We start from the raw sequence: 17,086 nt of genomic DNA on the forward strand, positions 1-17,086 counted from the left end.
GCCTGGGAAATAGGCGTCGTCAGATAGTGGCAGAAAGCCCCATGAGCCTGCTAGTGGCGATCCTTCTGCAGGTGCGCCGCCAGGGTGCGCAGCGGCGCGAGCTGGCGGCAGATCAGCGCCAACTGCGTTTGCACCAGACGCTGGCGCTCATCGACGTCATCGGCGATCTGCTCCAGGCTTTGCGCCAGGGCCTGTTCCTCGTCGCTGTGAATGGCCAGCGGTTGCTCCCCGCGCAGGCCAGTGGCGATTTCATCGAGACTGCTCGCCAGCGCTTCGGCCTGTTCCAGCAGCTGTGCCTGGGCCGCCTGCGGCAACTGCTCGCCGCGATGTGCGCCGAGTGCGGAGAGGTAGCTGAGCAGGGTGTGCGACAGCACCAGGAAGCGAAAGCCGAGGTCGGCGTCCTTACGGAAGTGGCCCGGCTCCATCAGCATGTTGCCGAGGGTGGTGGACAGCGCCGCGTCGGCGTTGTGCGCGTTGCGTCGGGCCAGGCGGTAGCCGAGGTCGTCACGCTTGCCGCGCGCATACTGGGCGATGATCTGCCTCAGGTAGGCACTGTTGCAGCTCAGCGTGCCGGCGAGCATGCGGCCCAGGCGCCGGCCTTGCCAGTCCGGCAGGATCAGGAACACTGCCAGCCCGGCGATCATGCCGCCGAGCAGGGTGTCGACCAGGCGCGGCAGGAACAGGCCATAGCCATCGCCGACCTGGTTGAAGCAGAACAGCACCAGCAGGGTGATCGCCGCCGTGGCCAGGGTGTAGCGGGTGGCGCGTGTGGCGAAGAAGGCGACCCCGGCGACCACGGCGAACAGCGCCTGGATACGCGGATCGGGGAACAGGTCGAACAGCGCCCAGCCGATCCCCAGGCCGAGCAGGGTGCCGACGATGCGCTGCACCAGCTTCAGGCGCGTGGCGCCGTAGTTCGGCTGGCAGACGAACAGGGTGGTCAGCAGAATCCAGTAGCCCTGGGTCGGGTGAATCAGGTGCAGCAGGCCGTAACCGGCGGCCAGGGCGATGGACAGGCGCAGCGCGTGGCGGAACAGCAGCGAGGTGGGCGTCAGCTGCTGGCCGATGCGCTCGGCGACTTCGCGCAGCGAATGCGGTTCGCGATCGAGCAGGCTGCTGTCCTGCTCATCGGCCAGGGCATCGGGATTGCTGGCGTTGCCCAGCAGCAGGTCGAGGCTGGCGAGGTTGCCGGCCAGCGCGCCGAGCGAGCGCAGCAGGCGGCGCCAGGCCGGGTTGCTTTGCAGATGCAGGTGGTCGAGCGACGCATGCAGGTCTTCCAGCGCCTGGCTGCACAGTTCGCGATACTCGAACGGCTGGCGCAGCTCGATGGCGCTGCCCAGGCGCTGGCAGGCTTCACCGTGCAGACGCAGCAGGCGCTGGCAGCGGAACAGCACGTCGCTGTGGAAGAAGGCCTCGGCCAGCTCGTTGTAGGGGTAGTGCGAGGAGCTGGCGCGTTCGTGAATGTCCTGGGCGAGGAAGTACAGCTTCAGGTAGCGATTGACCTTGGGCCCGGGACGGCCATTGCCGACCCGGTGCAGGATGATCTCCTTGGCCGCGTTGAGCGCCGATACCACGCGCCCGTTCTGCTGCGCCAACTCCAGGCGGCGCTGCTCGACATCCAGCTGGCGTACGGGTTCGAACAGTGCCGCCTTGAGCTTGAGGTACTTACCCAGTTCGCGAAACAGCCTGGCCAGACTCTGCTGCACCGGCTGATGGGCGAACAGGCCATGCCAGATCACCGACAGCAGGCCGTACCAGGCGGCGCCAGCGACCAGCAGCAGCGGCTCCAGCCATAGACCGGCGACGCCGCCGCGCTGCTCGACGCCGATCATGCTGTACACGGCGAGGATCAGCGTGCCGGAGCCGAGCGTGGCGAAACGCTCGCCCAGGGCGCCGAGCAGCGTCAGGCAGAACGCCGACAGCGCCAGGGCGATGACGAACAGCCAGGGGTAGGGAAAGAGAAACTCCACAGCGTAGGCCGCTGCACTGAAGCAGCCCAACGTGACCAGCACCGCGCCGAGGCGGCCCTGCCAGCTGTCGTCGGTCTCGGTCAGCGCACTGGCGATAATGCCGAGAAACAGCGGGATCAGCCCGTGCGTCCAGCCCTGCCACCAGCACAACGCCAGGGCTCCGGCCAGGGCGATGAATACCCGCAGGCTGGCACTGAACTTGTCCAGCGCCCAGAGACGGCGCAGCGAGTGGCGAAGGCGAGAGCGGTGCATAGGTGACCTGGTGGAAGTAGACGCGAGCAGCCTACCGGAACTGCATGACCGCTGGGTATCCGTCTCCATCCAATAGCCATGCCTGGCGCCTCGCTTCACCTGCTCGTACATGCTCTGTAGCACATCCGGTCGCCCGGTCGAGGGAGTCGCAGAAGGCCTGGACTATGCTCAGTAAGGTCCCGCTGCCACATCTTCGGTACCACCGCGGGCCTGGGAGTCGAACGTGTCACCTGGCTGGTTGCGTCTGTGTCTATGCGCTCTGATCCTCTGCGGATCGGTAGGGGTGAGTGCGGCGCCGGGCGCGGTGGTGCGCTTGCAGGTGGACGGGGTGATCGGTCCGGCAAGCGCCGATTATCTGGTGCGTGGCCTGGCCAAAGCGGTGGACCAAGGCGCGCAGCTGGTGGTGATCGAGATCGACACCCCCGGCGGCCTGGACAGCTCCATGCGCGCCATCATCAAGGCGATTCTCGCCAGCCCCATTCCGATCGCAACGCATGTCGCCCCCGGTGGCGCGCGGGCGGCCAGTGCCGGCACCTACATTCTCTATGCCAGCCATGTGGCCGCGATGGCGCCGGGGACCAATCTCGGCGCCGCCACGCCAGTGGCCATCGGCATGCCGGGCTCGCCCGAGGGAGACGGCAAGGGCGATAGGAACAAAGCGACACAAGGCGAAAAGGGCTCGGACGACGCCATGACCGCCAAGCAGGTCAACGACGCCGCGGCCTACATTCGCGGGCTGGCCAATATGCGCGGACGCAACGCCGAATGGGCCGAGCAGGCGGTGCGCGAAGCCGTCAGTCTGTCTGCCGAGGAGGCGCTGGAACGCAAGGTGATCGACTATCTGGCCGGCGATACCAGCGATCTGCTGCGCCAGCTGAATGGCAAGACCCTGCAGGCGGCAGGCGTCGAGCAGACCCTGGCCACGGCCGGCGCGCCGCTGATCAGCCATGCACCGGACTGGCGCACCCGCCTGCTGGCGGTGATCACCAACCCCAGCGTGGCGCTGATCCTGATGATGATCGGCATCTACGGGCTGTTCTTCGAATTCGCCAACCCCGGCAGTGGCGTTGGCGGCGTGCTCGGCGGCATCAGCCTGGTGCTCGCGCTCTACGCCCTGCAATTGCTGCCGGTGAACTACGCCGGCGTGGCGCTGATTCTGCTCGGCATCGCCTTCATCACCGCCGAGGCCTTCCTGCCCAGTTTCGGCGTGCTCGGCATCGGCGGGGTGGTGGCGTTCGTGTTCGGCGGGCTGATCCTGATCGATACCGATGTACCGGGTTTCGGTATTCCGCTGGCGCTGATCGTCACCCTGGCGCTGATCAGCGCTGCACTGGTGCTGGCCATCGTCGGCATGGCGCTCAGGGCTAGACGCCGTCAGCAGGTAGCCGGTGCCAGCGGTCTGGTGGGCAGCCTGGTGGCGGTCGCTGCGGTGCGCGACGACGATCCGCACGCCGGTTGGGTAGCGCTGCAGGGCGAACGCTGGCAGGTGCAGGGCACCGCGCCGTTGCGCCCTGGGCAGCGGGTACGAGTCACAGCGCGCGACGGCGTGCATCTGCAGGTCAGCGCGGTGGATGAGCCACCGCCTCAAGGAGGTCACTGATGGGTTTCGAATTGAGCTTCATTGCACTGGTGATCATCGTTCTGGGGTTGCTCGTCTCATCCTTTCGCATCCTGCGCGAATACGAGCGCGGCGTGGTATTCCAGCTCGGCCGTTTCTGGCGGGTCAAGGGCCCGGGGCTGATCCTGATCATCCCCGGTCTGCAACAGATGGTGCGGGTGGACCTGCGCACCATCGTCCTCGACGTACCGCCGCAGGATGTAATCTCCCGCGACAACGTCTCGGTCAAGGTCAACGCGGTGATCTATTTCCGTGTGCTCGACCCGCAGAATGCGATCATTCAGGTCGAGGATTACATGGTCGCCACCAGCCAGCTGGCGCAAACCACGCTGCGCGCGGTGCTCGGCAAGCATGACCTGGACCAGATGCTCGCCGAGCGCGAGCAGCTCAACTCCGACATCCAGCAGGTGCTGGACGCGCAGACCGACGCCTGGGGCATCAAGGTCGCCAATGTCGAGATCAAGCACGTCGACATCAACGAATCGATGGTGCGCGCCATCGCCCGCCAGGCCGAAGCCGAACGCGAGCGTCGGGCCAAGGTGATTCACGCCGAAGGCGAGCTGCAGGCCTCGGAGAAACTGATGCAGGCCGCCGAGATACTCGGCCGGCAGAGCGGCGCCATGCAACTGCGCTACATGCAGACGCTGAGCAACATCGCCAGCGACAAGAACTCGACCATCGTCTTCCCGCTGCCGGTGGAACTGCTGCGCGGCGTCGTCGACCTGAAAGACCCCAGGGCTTGAGTTTTGAACCGTTCGGTTCTAAATTGCGCGCATGACGACAACACGTGGACGCCCCAAGAGCTTCTGCCCGGACCGGGCCCTGGAAAACGCCATGCAGCTGTTCTGGCAGCGCGGCTACGAGGCCGCATCGCTGCAGGACCTGCAGGCGGCCACCGGGCTGTCCAAAAGCAGCTTGTATCTGACCTACCCTAGCAAGCAGGCCTGGTTCGTCGCTGCGTTCAGCCGCTACGTGGCGCAACGCCGCGCTTTGCTGCTGGAGCAGTTGCAGGCCAGCGCCTCGCCGCTTGCCTTCATCCATGAGCGCCTGCTCAGCGTGCTCGAAGATGACGGCCCCGGTGGTGTGCCGCGCGGCTGCATGCTGGTCAATGTGGCCAACGAGTTTTCTCTTTCGGAACCGGCGCTGGTACCGGTGCTGCAGCAGGCCACGGCGGGCGTCTGCCGGGTGTTCGAAGAGGCGTTGGCGCGCGCCGTGGCCTGCGGAGAACTGCGCAACGGTCAGGACCTCGCGGCCCGAGCCGGCTACCTGCAGTGCGTGATGAGCGGGCTGCGCACGCAGGTGAAATCCGCGGTGCCGGCGGACTCGATCCGCGCCACCGTGGCCGTGGTGATGGCCAGCCTGGATTGCCAGTGAGCAATCCTGCGCTGGTTTTTCTTCGCTTTATTCTGGACCGAATGGTCTTTAAAGGAGGTGATATGCGGGAGTTGTTCGAACTGTGCGGCGCCGATCGCGAGCTGCTGTTCTCGCCCTACTGCTGGCGCGTGCGTCTGGCGCTGGCGCACAAGGGGCTGGACTGGCAGAGCCGGCCGATACGTTTCACCGACAAGGAACTGATCGCCTTCTCCGGGCAGAAGCTGGTGCCTGTGCTCACCGACGACGGCGAAACGCTGCACGACAGCCTGGCGATCTTCGCCTATCTGGACCAGCGCTACCCGCAACGCCCGCTACTCGGCGACGGGCTGGCGGCCGAGCGCGCACGCCTGGTCGAGCGCCTGAGCTTTCATATGGTGCGTGTGCCGCTGTTGAAAATACTCATACCGCGCGTCTGGCAGGTGATCGACCCGGCCGACCGCGAGTACTTCCGCAGCAGCCGTGAGAAGGTGCTGGGTATGAGCCTGGAAGCCTTCGCCGATCCGGAAGGTGGCGAGCGCCTGTTCCGCGAGGGAGTGGCGCCGCTGGAGATGTGGCTGCGCGAACAACCCTACCTCGAAGGCCAGGCACCTGGCGGCTGCGACTATCTGTTGGCCGGCATGCTGCTCTGGGCCTGGTGTTTGGGCGCGCAGCCCTGGGCCGACGACTCGGCTCTGGGCGCCTGGTTCGCGCGTATCCTGCAGGCTTACGAATCCACCCACGGCCCGGTCAAACGGGCCGAGATTCGGATGGAGGCAGGCAGATGATCGACCTCTATTACTGGACCACGCCGAACGGGCACAAGGTCAGCATCTTCCTCGAAGAGGCCGGGCTGGAGTACCGCATCGTCCCGGTGCATATCGGCAAGGGCGAGCAGTTCTCCCCTGCGTTTCTCAGGATCGCGCCGAACAACCGGATTCCCGCTATCGTCGATCATGCGCCGGCCGATGGCGGCGAGGCCATCGCCCTGTTCGAATCCGGGGCGATACTCGAGTATCTGGCCGACAAGAGCGGGCAGTTTCTGCCGCGAGAGACGCGAGCACGCTTCAGCGTGCTGCAGTGGCTGTATTGGCAGATGGGCGGCCTCGGCCCGATGGCCGGGCAGAACCATCACTTCCTGCGCTACGCGCCGGAGCCAATCTCCTATGCCATCGACCGCTACGTGAAGGAAACCGCACGTCTCTACGGCGTGCTGGATCGCCAGTTGGCCGGGCTTGATTACGTGGCGGGCGACTATTCCATCGCCGACATGGCCATCTATCCCTGGGCCCGGGGCTGGCAGATGCAGCAGCAGAAGCTGGAGAGTTTTCCCAACATGGCCGCCTGGCTCGAACGCATCGAGGCGCGGCCGGCCGTGCAGCGCGCCTACGCGCTGGTGGAGAAGGTCAATGCCGACCCGCAGGCGCTGCTCAGCGCCGAAGCGCGGCGGCTATTGTTCGGGCAGTGACGGACGGACAGCTTTTCTCACGGATTTCCCGGTCAGGCGCGTGGCCCTTTCCTAGACTTCAGAGTGTTGACCCTGAATGCCGGGAGAGAGTCATGCGAATCGGCGTACCCAAGGAAATCAAGAATCACGAGTACCGTGTCGGCCTAACGCCGCAGTCCGTGGCCGAACTGACCGCGCTGGGGCACGAGGTATGGATCGAGACCCAGGCCGGCGCCGCCATCGGTTTTGCCGACGAGGATTATCGCGAGGCCGGGGCGCAGATTGCCCAGAGCGCGGGCGAGGTGTTCCAGCAGGCGCAGCTGATCGTCAAGGTCAAGGAGCCGCTGGCGGTGGAGCGGGCCAAGCTGCGCGAGCAGCACACGCTGTTCACCTACCTGCACCTGGCGCCGGACCGGCCGCAGACCGAGGAGCTGATGGCTGGCGGTGCCACCTGCATCGCCTACGAGACGGTGACCGATGCGCAGGGCCGCCTGCCGTTGCTGGCGCCGATGTCGGAGGTGGCCGGGCGTATGTCGATTCAGGCCGGTGCCGGCTGCCTGGAAAAGGCCCGCGGCGGCCGCGGCGTGCTGCTCGGCGGTGTGCCTGGGGTGGCGCCGGGCAAGGTGGTGATTCTCGGCGGCGGTGTGGTCGGTAGCCATGCCCTGGCCATGGCAGTCGGCCTGGGCGCCGACGTCACGGTGCTGGACAAGAGCGTCGATGCCCTGCGCCGGCTCGATGCGCAGTACGGCAACCGCATCACCACGCTGTACTCCACGCATGCGGCGGTACGCGAGCAGGTACTGGCGGCCGATCTGGTCATCGGCGGCGTGCTGATCCCCGGGGCGGCTGCGCCCAAGCTGATCACCGCGGACATGGTGCGGCAGATGAAGGCCGGCGCGGTGCTGGTGGATGTGGCCATCGACCAGGGCGGCTGCGCCGAAACCTCGCGTGCTACCACTCATGCCGAACCCACTTACGTGGTCGACGATGTGGTGCATTACTGCGTGGCCAACATGCCCGGTGCGGTGGCCCGTACCTCGACCCTGGCGCTGAACAACGCCACCCTGCCATTCGTCGTGGCCCTGGCGCAGAAGGGTACGCGGCGAGCGCTGGAAGAGGATCCGCACCTGCTGGCCGGCCTCAACGTCGCGCGTGGAGTCATCACCTGTGCCAGCGTTGCCGAGGCCCACGGGCTGCGTTTCCAGGCGCCGGACGGCGTGCTCGAGCAACTCTAGGCAACGAATGGTTGTGGCCTCTGTTCCCCATTTTTACAGCGGCCACACCCAAAGCAGCAGAGGCACGCTGATCAGCACCACGAGTATTTCCAGCGGCAGGCCCAGGCGCCAGTAGTCGCCGAAGCGAAAGCCGCCGGGGCTGAGGATCAGCGTGTTGTTCTGGTGGCCGATGGGCGTGAGGAACGAGCAGGAGGCGCCGATGGCCACCGCCATCAACAGCGCGTCCGGGCTGACGCCCAGCTGGCTGGCGGCGCTAAGGGCGATGGGGCACATCACCGCAGCGGTCGCCGCGTTGTTCATGAAGTCCGACAGGGTCATTGTGACGATCAGCAGCAGGGTCAGGGTGATGATGGCGTTGCCCTGGGCCAGGTGTTCCATCAGCACCCTTGCCAGCAGGTCGGCAGCACCGGTCGAAGACATCGCTCCGGCCACCGGGATCAGGGCGCCGAGCAGCACGATAACCGGCCAGTCGATGGACTCGTAGACGGCGCGCAGCGGTATCAGGCGCAGCAGCATGTAGGCCAGCACGCCGCTGGCGAAGGCGATCGCTGCCGAGAGCAGGCCGAAGGCGGCCGCAGCGATGGCCAGCAGCATGATGCCGAGCGCGAGGTTGGCCTGGCTAGGGTCGGGAATGTTGATCGCCCGCGCGGCCAGCGGCACGCAGTCATAATCGTTGGCGAACTCGCCGATATCCTCGGCGCTGCCCTGCATCAGCAACACGTCGCCGCCCTGGAACTGGGTCGAACGCAGGCGCTTGATGGAGCGATGGCTCTGCCGGGAGATGGCCAGCAGGTTGATCGAGTAGCGGCTGCGCAGGCGCGTGCTGCTGGCGGAGCGGCCGATCAGCGAGGAGTCGGGTTTGACCAGCAGCTCGAGCATGGCGCGCTCCTCGCTGTTGCTGACCTTCTTCTCCGTTTCGCCATCCTTGTCTTCCTTCTGTTCGGCTTCCTCGGCCTCGCGCTCGGCCTCCAGCAGCAGATCGAGCTGGCCGAGCACCTCGCCCAGCTCCTTTGGGTCGGCCTCGATCACCAGCACGTCGTCGGCCTGCAGCACGCGCCGCGGGTTTGGCGCGGTCAGGCGCAGCTTGTTGCGCACCATGGCCACCACCTGGGCGTCGGCTTCGTCGAGCAGTTGCTCGATCTCGCGCAGGGTCTTGCCCTGCGCCTTGCCGCCTTCCTTGACCCGCGCCTCGGTCAGGTAGTGGCCGGTGTCGAAGCTGGCGGCGTTGCCCACCTCGCGTTTCGGCACCAGTCGCCAGCCGAGCAGGGTGATGAACAGTACGCCGGCTAGGGCCACGGCCACGCCGACCGGGCTGAAGTCGAACATGGCGAAGGGGCCACCGCCATGCTGAGCGCGGAAGCTGGAAACGATCAGATTCGGCGGTGTGCCGATCAGAGTGGTCATGCCGCCGAGAATGGTGCCGAAGGCCAGCGGCATCAGCACGCGCCCCGGCGGCAGTTCCAGGCGTGCGGCGATCTGCAGGGCGATGGGCATCAGCAGGGCGAGGGCGCCGACGTTGTTCATGAATGCCGAGAGCAGCGCGCCAAGGCCGGTCAGGGCAGCGATGGACAGCAGCACGCCGGCGCCGCTGGGCAGCAAGCGTTGCGCCAGCCGGCTGACCGCGCCGGTGCGTTGCAGGCCGTGGCTGAGCACCAGCACGCAGGCGACGGTGATCACCGCCGGGTGGCCGAAGCCGGTGAAGGCTTCGCGTTCGGGTACCAGACCGACGATCACACAGGCCAGCAGGGCGCCGAGCGCCACCACGTCATGGCGCCAGCGGCCCCAGATGAACAGGCCCATGCTGGCCAGGAGGATGATGAAAATCTGACCTTGTTCGAGGTTCATGCGTGGGACTGTCCCTGTGGTACGCAACTTCGCGTCTGCTGTTCATAGCAGAGTCTGCGCCGCGCTGGCAGTTCCCGTCGCGCCAGCGGATGGTGCGCAATATTTCGCGCCTCAGACGTATTGCGCGGCGGCGTACCCCGAAGCCCAGGCCCACTGGAAATTGAAGCCGCCGAGGTGGCCGGTGACGTCCAGCACTTCGCCAATGAAATACAGCCCCGGCACCTTGAGCGATTCCAGGGTTTTCGACGACACCTCGTCGGTATTTACCCCGCCCAGGGTCACCTCGGCGGTGCGATAGCCCTCGGTGCCGGCCGGCACCAGCTGCCAGTCGGACAGGCGCTCGGCAATCGCCTTGAGTTCGCTCGGCGTGTACTGCTTCAGTGGTTTGTTGGTGAACCAGCTGTCCACCAGCAACGTCGCCATCTTCCTGGTGAACAGCTCGGCCAGCAGGGTTTTCAGCTCGCTGTTGCCGCGCTCGCGCTGCTGCGTGGCCAGCCACTCGGGCAGGTCGATATGCGGCAGCAGGTCGATATGCACGGTGTCGCCCGGCTGCCAGTAGGATGAAATCTGCAGGATCGCCGGGCCGGACAGGCCACGGTGGGTGAACAGTATGTTCTCGACGAAGCTCTGGCCGTTGCAGCTAACCCGGCAGTCTTCCACCGAGGTGCCGGACAGCTCCGTGCACAGCGCCTTCAGCTGTGGGTCGGTGATGGTGAAGGGCACCAGGCCTGCACGGGTCGGCAGCAGTTCGTGACCGAACTGGCTGGCGACCTGATAACCGAAGCCGGTGGCGCCAAGGGTGGGGATCGACAGACCGCCGGTGGCGACGACCAGAGACTGGCAGGTTATCTGGCCGAGGTCGCTGTGCAGCAGGAAGCCACTCTCGGTCTTGTCGATAGTCTGCACCGCCGTGTCCAGGCGAATCTGCGCGCCAGCCTCGGCACATTCGGCCAGCAGCAACTCGAGAATGTCGCTGGACTTGTTATCGCAGAACAGTTGGCCGAGCTTCTTCTCGTGGTAGGGCACGCCATGTTTGGCCACCAACCCGATGAAGTCCCATTGGGTGAAGCGCGCCAGGGCGGACTTGCAGAAGTGCGGGTTGCCGGAGAGGAAGTTGCCCGGCTCGCAGTACATATTGGTGAAATTGCAGCGACCGCCACCGGACATGAGGATTTTCTTGCCGGCCTTGTTGGCGTGGTCGAGCACCAGCACCCGGCGGCCACGGGCGGCGGCCGTGGCAGCACACATGAGGCCGGCGGCGCCTGCGCCGATGATCAGTACGTCGGTTTGCAACACGAGAGGCCCTCGGGTGGATCGCAGGCATGGACGGGCTGCGCGAAAACCGGCGAAGTTTACCCGAAGCGACCCTCGTCCGCCGGTCTGCCTGCACTCTTTACGTGAACCATCAACGCCTGGTTGGTTGTCTCAAACTGGAGACAGTGACGGGTAAGGCTGAGCCTGCTATCACTACACCGAATAATTCCAATGGGTCGTCGCCAATGCCCGCTGTACGCGTCTGGCTTTTTTTCCTGCTGCTGTCCTCGGCGCTGGCTTCAGCCGAGTCGTTACGTCTGGTGGCCGACCCATGGCCGCCCTTCACCGATCAGCGGCTACCGGGCAAAGGCCTGGCCAGCGACCTGGTTGAGCAGGCGTTCAAGCGCGCCGGCTACCGCACCAGCTACGTGGAAGTGCCCTGGGAGCGTGCGGTGCGGGGACTCAAGCGGGGCGACTACGATGTGCTGATCAACGCCTGGTACAGTCCCGAGCGCGCCGAATACGGGTACTACTCCCGGCCTTATCTGTTCAATCGCATCCGTCTATTGCAGCGCAAGGGCGACAACATCCATTTCGAACGCCTGGCCGATCTTTACCCGCACAGCATTGCGGTGGTCAGGGGGTATGCCTATTCCAGGGAGTTCGACAACGACCGGCATTTGCGCAAGGTCGGCGTCGGCAGCTTCGAGATCGCTGCGCGTATGCTGCATGCCGGGCGGGTGCCCCTGGCGCTGGAGGACGAACTGGTGGCGCGCTACCACCTGGGTCGAGAGCTGAGTTCGATGCGCGACGAGCTGGAGTTCCTGCCCCTGCCGCTGAGTGAAAACGGGCTTTATGTCCTGATCAGCCGCAGCCGTAGCGACCACGGCGAGATCGCCAGCCGCTTCGACCAGGCGATCCAGGCCATGAAGGACGATGGCAGCTACGCCGCCACGCTGCAGCGGCACAGTCCCTGATCAGACCACGACCGTACGTGCGCGGCCCTGCTGCTTGGCCCGATACAGGCGGATGTCGGCTTCATGCAGCAGGCTTTCCAGGTCTTCCGGTTCGCCCTGATAGAGTCCGGCGCTGAACGACAGCGGCGGGGCGCCTACCGTGTAGTGCAGCCCGGCGCACTGGCGACGCAATCTCTCCAATGCCTGAGCGACGTGCTCTGCGCCATGCAGGGTGAGCAGGGCGAATTCCTCGCCGCCCAGGCGGCCGAGCAGCATGTCGGGGAAGGCATTGCTCATTGCCCGGGCGAACACCACCAGGGCGCTGTCGCCGCTGGCATGGCCGAAGCCATCGTTGATCTGCTTGAAGTGATCGAGGTCGAGCATCGCCACGCTGACTTCGCGGCTTTCCCGTTGCGCCTGCTGCAGCATCTGCAGGCCCTGTTCGTAGAAGGCGCGGCGGTTGTTCAGGCCGGTTAGGGCGTCGAACTGCGCCGCCTTCTTCAGCGCGCGCAACAGGTCGCGGCGCTCCAGGGTGGACATCACCCGGCAGTTCAACTCTTCCGGGCAGAACGGCTTGCGCAGGAAATCGTCGGCACCGTGCTTGATGAACTGGGCGCTGAGCGAGCCCTTGGGGTCGGCGGAAACGCCGATGATGATCAGGTCATTGAGGCGCAGCTTCTGTCTTAGCAGCTTGACCAGCTCGAAGCCGCTGACGCCGGGCATGGCATGGTCGAGCACCAGCAGGTCGAGGTCGGGGTGCTCGTTCAACTGGCGCAGGGTTTCCTTGCCATCGCTGGCTTCGATGAGCTGATAGTGATGCGGTTCGAGAATATGGCGGATGTAATGACGCTGCGCCGCGGAGTCGTCGGCGATGAGAATCTTGATATGGCTGTTCTGATCGAGCCGGTGCAGCAGGCGGAAGGCGTACTCGTAGGAGTGCTGGCTTTCCTTGAGCACGTAGTCGACCACGCCTTTCATCAGCAGATCGTCGCGCCGCTGCTCGTTGTAGCTGCCACTGAGCACGATGCACGGCAGCTGATAGCGCATCACCAGATCGACGCTTTCGCCGTCCGGTGCGTCCGGCAGGTGCAGGTCGACGATGGCAGCGAAGAACAGCGAAGCGGAGGTCTCCAGCATCACCTCGGCCTCAGCCAGCGAGGCGCAGAAGATCGGCTCCAGATCGGTTTCCTGGCGGAACAGATGCTCGAGGATCTTCAGGACCAGCGGGCTGTCTTCGATGACCAGAATATTGCGCATGGGTAACTCCGGCCCAGGCCGTTTGATCCTTTATATCAGCCCCGGAAGTCGTGCGCGATCTTGCGAGGCAGAGCGAGTGCGCTCGATCACGAGCAACTTCTTATAACAGACGTACGCGCAGCGTTCTGCCCTTGATCTTGCCTTCGCTCAGGCGTTTCAGAGCCTGGCGCGCCACGTCACGCTGCACGGCAACCAGGGCCTGGTAATCGAACAGGGCGATCTTGCCGACCTGATCGCCCGGGATGCCGGCATCGCCGGTCAGGGCCCCGAGAATGTCGCCGGGGCGCAGTTTCTCCTTGCGTCCGGCACCGATGCACAGCGTATGCATCGGCGGCAGCAGCGGTTCGCCAGCAGACTTGGCGGCAGGCAGCGGATACCAGGCCAGCTCCTTGCCCTGCAGGGTTTCGATGGCCTGGGCTCGACCGGCTTCGGCTGGCGCCACCAGGCTGAGCGCCAGGCCTTTGTCACCGGCGCGTCCGCTACGGCCGATGCGGTGAATATGCACTTCGGCATCGCGCGACAGCTCGACGTTGATCACCATCTCCAGCCCGGCGATATCCAGGCCACGGGCAGCGACGTCGGTGGCCACCAGTACGCTCAGGCTGCGGTTGGCGAACAGGGCGAGAATCTGGTCGCGCTCGCGTTGCTCCAGATCGCCATGCAGCGCCGCGGCAGAAATCTTCTCGGCCTCCAGCTGCGCGGCCAGCTCGTCGCACTGCTGGCGCGTGGCGCAGAAGGCCACCACCGGCTGCTTGCGAAAATGCCGCAGCAGGGTGCTGACCGCCTGCATGCGCTGGCCGGGGGCGATTTCGTAGAAGCGTTGCTCGATCTGATCATCGTCGTGCAGCGCCTCGACTTCGACCCGCTCGGGCGTGCGCAGAAAGCGCGCGGCGAGTTGCTCGATGCCGGCTGGGTAGGTGGCGGAGAACAGCAGGGTCTGCCGGCGCGCCGGAGTCTGTTCGATGATCTCGCTAATGCTGTCGACGAAACCCATGTCGAGCATGCGGTCGGCCTCGTCGAGCACCAGGGTGTTGAGGCCGTCGACCTTCAGCGTGCCCTTGCGCAGGTGCTCTTGCACGCGCCCCGGTGTGCCGACGATGACGTGGGCACCATGCTCCAGCGAGCCGATCTGCGGGCCGAAGGGCACACCGCCACACAGGGTCAGTACCTTGATGTTGTCGGCGGCGCGCGCCAGACGGCGGATCTCCTTGGCGACCTGGTCGGCCAGCTCGCGTGTCGGGCACAGCACCAGCGCCTGGCAACCGAAGTAGCGCGGGTTGAGCGGGTGCAGCAGGCCGATGCCGAAGGCGGCGGTCTTGCCGCTGCCGGTCTTGGCCTGGGCGATCAGATCCCGGCCCTTGAGAATCAGCGGCAGGCTGGCGGCCTGGATCGGCGTCATCTCGGCATAGCCGATGGCGGCGAGGTTGGCCTGCATGGCGGCGGAAAGGGGCAGGCTGGCGAAGGCGTTGGCGGTCACGGCAGGAGCTCGGGCATGGAGAAACAGGCCGGCAGTGTAGCAGGCCCGCTCATTCGTCCGCTGAAACCTCGATGCTGCGCCCGCCTCGACCCTCTTTCGCGTCCAGTTGCAGAAAGATCGCAGCGGCCAGCATCGACAGCAGGCCGACGCACAGGTAGGTGGCCTGGAACGCCTGCAGCACGTGCTCGCTGCCGCCCAGCTCACGGCTGAAACCACTGAGCAGCGCCGCCGCCGAGGCGACGCCAAGGCCCATCGCCAGTTGCACCACCACCGACAGCAGGCTGTTGCCGCTGCTGGCGTCACGGTTGTCCAGGTCGATCAGGGTCACGGTGTTCATTGCGGTGAACTGCAGTGAGTTGCAGGCACCGATCAGGCTCAGCTGGATGATCAACTGCAGCGTCGAGGTGTCGCCGTCCACCAGCGCCAGGCTGGCGATCAGTGCACCGAGCAGCAGGGTGTTGCTGGTGAGGATGTTGCGGTAGCCGAGGCGTTCGATCAGCGGCCTGGCCAGCGGTTTGGCCGCCATCGCTGCCAGCGCCAGCGGGATCAGGCTCATGCCGGCCTGGGCGGGCGAATAGCCCATCGCCAGTTGCAGCAGCAGCGGTGTGAGAAAGGGCAGCGCACCGCTGCCGAGGCGGGCGAACAGGTTGCCGATGATGCCCACGGCGAAACTGCGGGTGTGAAACAGCCTGGGCGCGAACAAGGGGTGTTCGATGCGCCCGGCGCGCAGCCAGTAGGCGGCCAGGCAGGCCATGCCACCGAGCAACAGCAATACCACGCGCATGGTCGGCAGGTGCAGTTCGCCGAGACCTTCCAGGGCCACGGTGATCAGCAGCATGGCGGCGCCGAACAGCAGGAAACCGGCGGTATCGAAGCGGCTGCGTTCCGGCCCGCGCAGGTCGGGCATATGCCGCAGCGCCGCCCAGCAGCCGAGCAGCCCCACCGGCAGATTGATCAGGAAGATCCAGTGCCAGCTGGCCACTTCTACCAGCCAACCGCCAAGGCTCGGGCCGATCAGCGGGCCGAGCAGGCCGGGCAGGGTGATGAAACTCATGATCCGCACCAGCTCCGAGCGCGGATAGGCGCGCAGCACCACCAGGCGCCCGACCGGCATCATCAGCGCGCCGCCGAGGCCCTGGATGACCCGCGCACCAATCAGCATGCTCAGCGATTCCGATATCGCACAGAGCAGCGAGCCGAGGCTGAACAGGGCGATGGCACCGAAGAAGATGCGTCGCGTACCGAAGCGGTCGGCGATCCAGCCCGAGGCGGGGATCAGCAGGGCGACGGTGAGCATGTAGGCGATCACCACCGACTGCATGCGCAAGGGATTTTCGCCGAGATCGCTGGCCATGGCCGGTAGCGCAGTATTGAGAATGGTGCCGTCCAGCGTCTGCATGAAGAAGGCGATGGCGACTATCCATGGCAGCAGGCGGGCGGTGCGTGGGTCGAGTTGGCTGAGCGTGGGTTGCATGAGGCGTCCGGCAGTGAAGGGCGGCAGTGGCCGCTCCGCCATTATCGCGGGAAGTGCTCCCGTTCGACGGCGCTGGCACGAATAAATTCGATCCGACATGCAAGGCAGTTCGGCTCGGGCCCGCTAGGGTTGGGCGGCGATCAGTAGGAGCGGATTTATCCGCGATAGGGTATGGCTCCGGTGCTGGCGGATCGCGAATGAATTCGCTCCTACATGCGGGAGCGGCGGCTGGCAGTGCGTAGGGTTGGACGGCGATCGGTAGGAGCGGATTTATCCGCGATAGGGTGTGGCACCGATGCTACGAGGATCGCGAATGAATTCGCTCCTACAGGGTGGGGCTTGCGGGGGCGACCGTTCTGGTCGCCATGTCGGCGGGACTGGTCTAGGGTGTTACGAACGAAGGATCAGGAGGCAAAGGAATGCCGGACGATATCTACCCTCATGCGCGCAGCTTGCGCGTCGGCCGCTTTTCCGAGGCCGGGCGCAGCTACATGATTACCACCGTGACGGCCGGGCGCCGCCCGCTCTTCCTGGATTTCGTCACGTCCCGCCTGTTGATTCAGCAGATGCGCCATTGCGAGGCAGAGGGGCTGGCCCGTTCGTTGGCCTGGGTGGTTATGCCGGATCATCTGCATTGGCTGGTGACCCTAGATCACGGCGGATTGGCCCGCTTGGTCAAGCACCTGAAGGCGCGCAGTGCTCAGGCGATCAACCGCGAGCATGCCGTGCAGGGCCGGGTATGGCAGCCGGGCTATCACGACCGGGCGGTTCGCCAGGAGGACGACGTGCGCGCCCTGGCACGCTACATGGTGGCCAATCCGCTCAGGGCCGGATTGGCGCAACACGTGGCGGACTATCCGCATTGGGATGCAATCTGGCTGTAAGCACTGAGCGCGATTGAATATGTAGGAGCGAATTCATTCGCGATAGGGGCCGCAGGCCCCTCCGATG

14 protein-coding genes are annotated in these 17,086 nt (G+C 65.6%); 8 read left to right on the top strand and 6 right to left on the bottom strand.

The annotated features are described in order from the left end of the window. Window positions 1-50: 50 nt before the first annotated feature. The gene (yccS, locus tag B3P22_RS04325) at window positions 51-2,222 is read right to left on the bottom strand and encodes a YccS family putative transporter (protein WP_296270033.1); all 2,172 of its coding nucleotides are present in this window, start codon (window positions 2,220-2,222) and stop codon (window positions 51-53) included. Window positions 2,223-2,505: 283 nt separating this feature from the next. On the opposite strand from yccS, the gene B3P22_RS04330 reads away from it, so the two are divergent. The 6 genes from B3P22_RS04330 to ald all read left to right on the top strand — a co-directional run bounded on the left by B3P22_RS04330 (window position 2,506) and on the right by ald (window position 7,872). Continuing rightward, a complete protein-coding gene (locus tag B3P22_RS04330) occupies window positions 2,506-3,822 on the top strand; it encodes an NfeD family protein (RefSeq protein ID WP_296270034.1) in 1,317 nt (438 codons plus the stop codon). Further along, window positions 3,822-4,583 carry a slipin family protein gene (locus B3P22_RS04335; RefSeq protein ID WP_296270035.1) on the top strand — a complete coding sequence of 254 codons (762 nt, stop codon included), beginning with the start codon at window positions 3,822-3,824 and terminating at the stop codon, window positions 4,581-4,583. The genes B3P22_RS04330 and B3P22_RS04335 overlap by 1 nt, the downstream gene beginning before the upstream one ends. Window positions 4,584-4,674: 91 nt before the next feature. Next, a complete protein-coding gene (locus B3P22_RS04340; protein WP_296270036.1) occupies window positions 4,675-5,214 on the top strand; it encodes a TetR/AcrR family transcriptional regulator in 540 nt (179 codons plus the stop codon). A gap of 62 nt (window positions 5,215-5,276) precedes the next feature. After that, window positions 5,277-5,978 (top strand): glutathione S-transferase family protein, encoded by a 702-nt coding sequence (locus B3P22_RS04345; RefSeq protein ID WP_296270037.1) that lies wholly within the window; start codon window positions 5,277-5,279, stop codon window positions 5,976-5,978. Then, complete coding sequence (locus tag B3P22_RS04350; protein ID WP_296270038.1) at window positions 5,975-6,658, top strand: glutathione S-transferase N-terminal domain-containing protein; 684 nt, start codon at window positions 5,975-5,977, stop codon at window positions 6,656-6,658. The genes B3P22_RS04345 and B3P22_RS04350 overlap by 4 nt, the downstream gene beginning before the upstream one ends. 92 nt (window positions 6,659-6,750) lie before the next feature. Then, on the top strand, window positions 6,751-7,872 hold the full coding sequence (gene ald, locus B3P22_RS04355; RefSeq protein WP_296270039.1) for an alanine dehydrogenase: 1,122 nt from the start codon (window positions 6,751-6,753) through the stop codon (window positions 7,870-7,872). A 33-nt stretch (window positions 7,873-7,905) separates the two neighbouring features. On the opposite strand, the gene B3P22_RS04360 is transcribed toward ald, so the two are convergent. Both B3P22_RS04360 and B3P22_RS04365 read right to left on the bottom strand, forming a co-directional pair. Next, a complete protein-coding gene (locus tag B3P22_RS04360) occupies window positions 7,906-9,717 on the bottom strand; it encodes an SLC13 family permease (protein WP_296270040.1) in 1,812 nt (603 codons plus the stop codon). A gap of 111 nt (window positions 9,718-9,828) precedes the next feature. After that, window positions 9,829-11,013: an NAD(P)/FAD-dependent oxidoreductase gene (locus B3P22_RS04365; RefSeq protein WP_296270041.1), complete on the bottom strand. Its 1,185-nt coding sequence runs from the start codon at window positions 11,011-11,013 to the stop codon at window positions 9,829-9,831. Between the two features lie 203 nt (window positions 11,014-11,216). Between B3P22_RS04365 and B3P22_RS04370 the strand changes: the two genes are divergently transcribed. Further along, window positions 11,217-11,948 (top strand): substrate-binding periplasmic protein, encoded by a 732-nt coding sequence (locus tag B3P22_RS04370; protein WP_296270042.1) that lies wholly within the window; start codon window positions 11,217-11,219, stop codon window positions 11,946-11,948. On the opposite strand, the gene B3P22_RS04375 is transcribed toward B3P22_RS04370, so the two are convergent. The 3 genes from B3P22_RS04375 to mdtD all read right to left on the bottom strand — a co-directional run bounded on the left by B3P22_RS04375 (window position 11,949) and on the right by mdtD (window position 16,135). After that, on the bottom strand, window positions 11,949-13,184 hold the full coding sequence (locus B3P22_RS04375; RefSeq protein ID WP_296270043.1) for a diguanylate cyclase domain-containing protein: 1,236 nt from the start codon (window positions 13,182-13,184) through the stop codon (window positions 11,949-11,951). It lies immediately after the preceding gene. 100 nt (window positions 13,185-13,284) lie between these two features. After that, window positions 13,285-14,661, bottom strand: coding sequence for an ATP-dependent RNA helicase DbpA (gene dbpA / locus B3P22_RS04380; protein WP_296270044.1), 1,377 nt, complete (start codon window positions 14,659-14,661; stop codon window positions 13,285-13,287). A gap of 49 nt (window positions 14,662-14,710) precedes the next feature. Continuing rightward, the gene (mdtD, locus tag B3P22_RS04385; protein WP_296270045.1) at window positions 14,711-16,135 is read right to left on the bottom strand and encodes a multidrug transporter subunit MdtD; all 1,425 of its coding nucleotides are present in this window, start codon (window positions 16,133-16,135) and stop codon (window positions 14,711-14,713) included. 419 nt (window positions 16,136-16,554) lie between these two features. Here mdtD and B3P22_RS04390 point away from each other — a divergent pair, with 419 nt between their 5' ends. After that, window positions 16,555-17,019, top strand: coding sequence for an REP-associated tyrosine transposase (locus tag B3P22_RS04390; protein WP_275545538.1), 465 nt, complete (start codon window positions 16,555-16,557; stop codon window positions 17,017-17,019). The last annotated feature ends 67 nt before the right edge of the window (window positions 17,020-17,086 follow it).

Source organism: Pseudomonas sp. UBA6323, from assembly GCF_002439135.1.
GTDB lineage: Bacteria > Pseudomonadota > Gammaproteobacteria > Pseudomonadales > Pseudomonadaceae > Aquipseudomonas.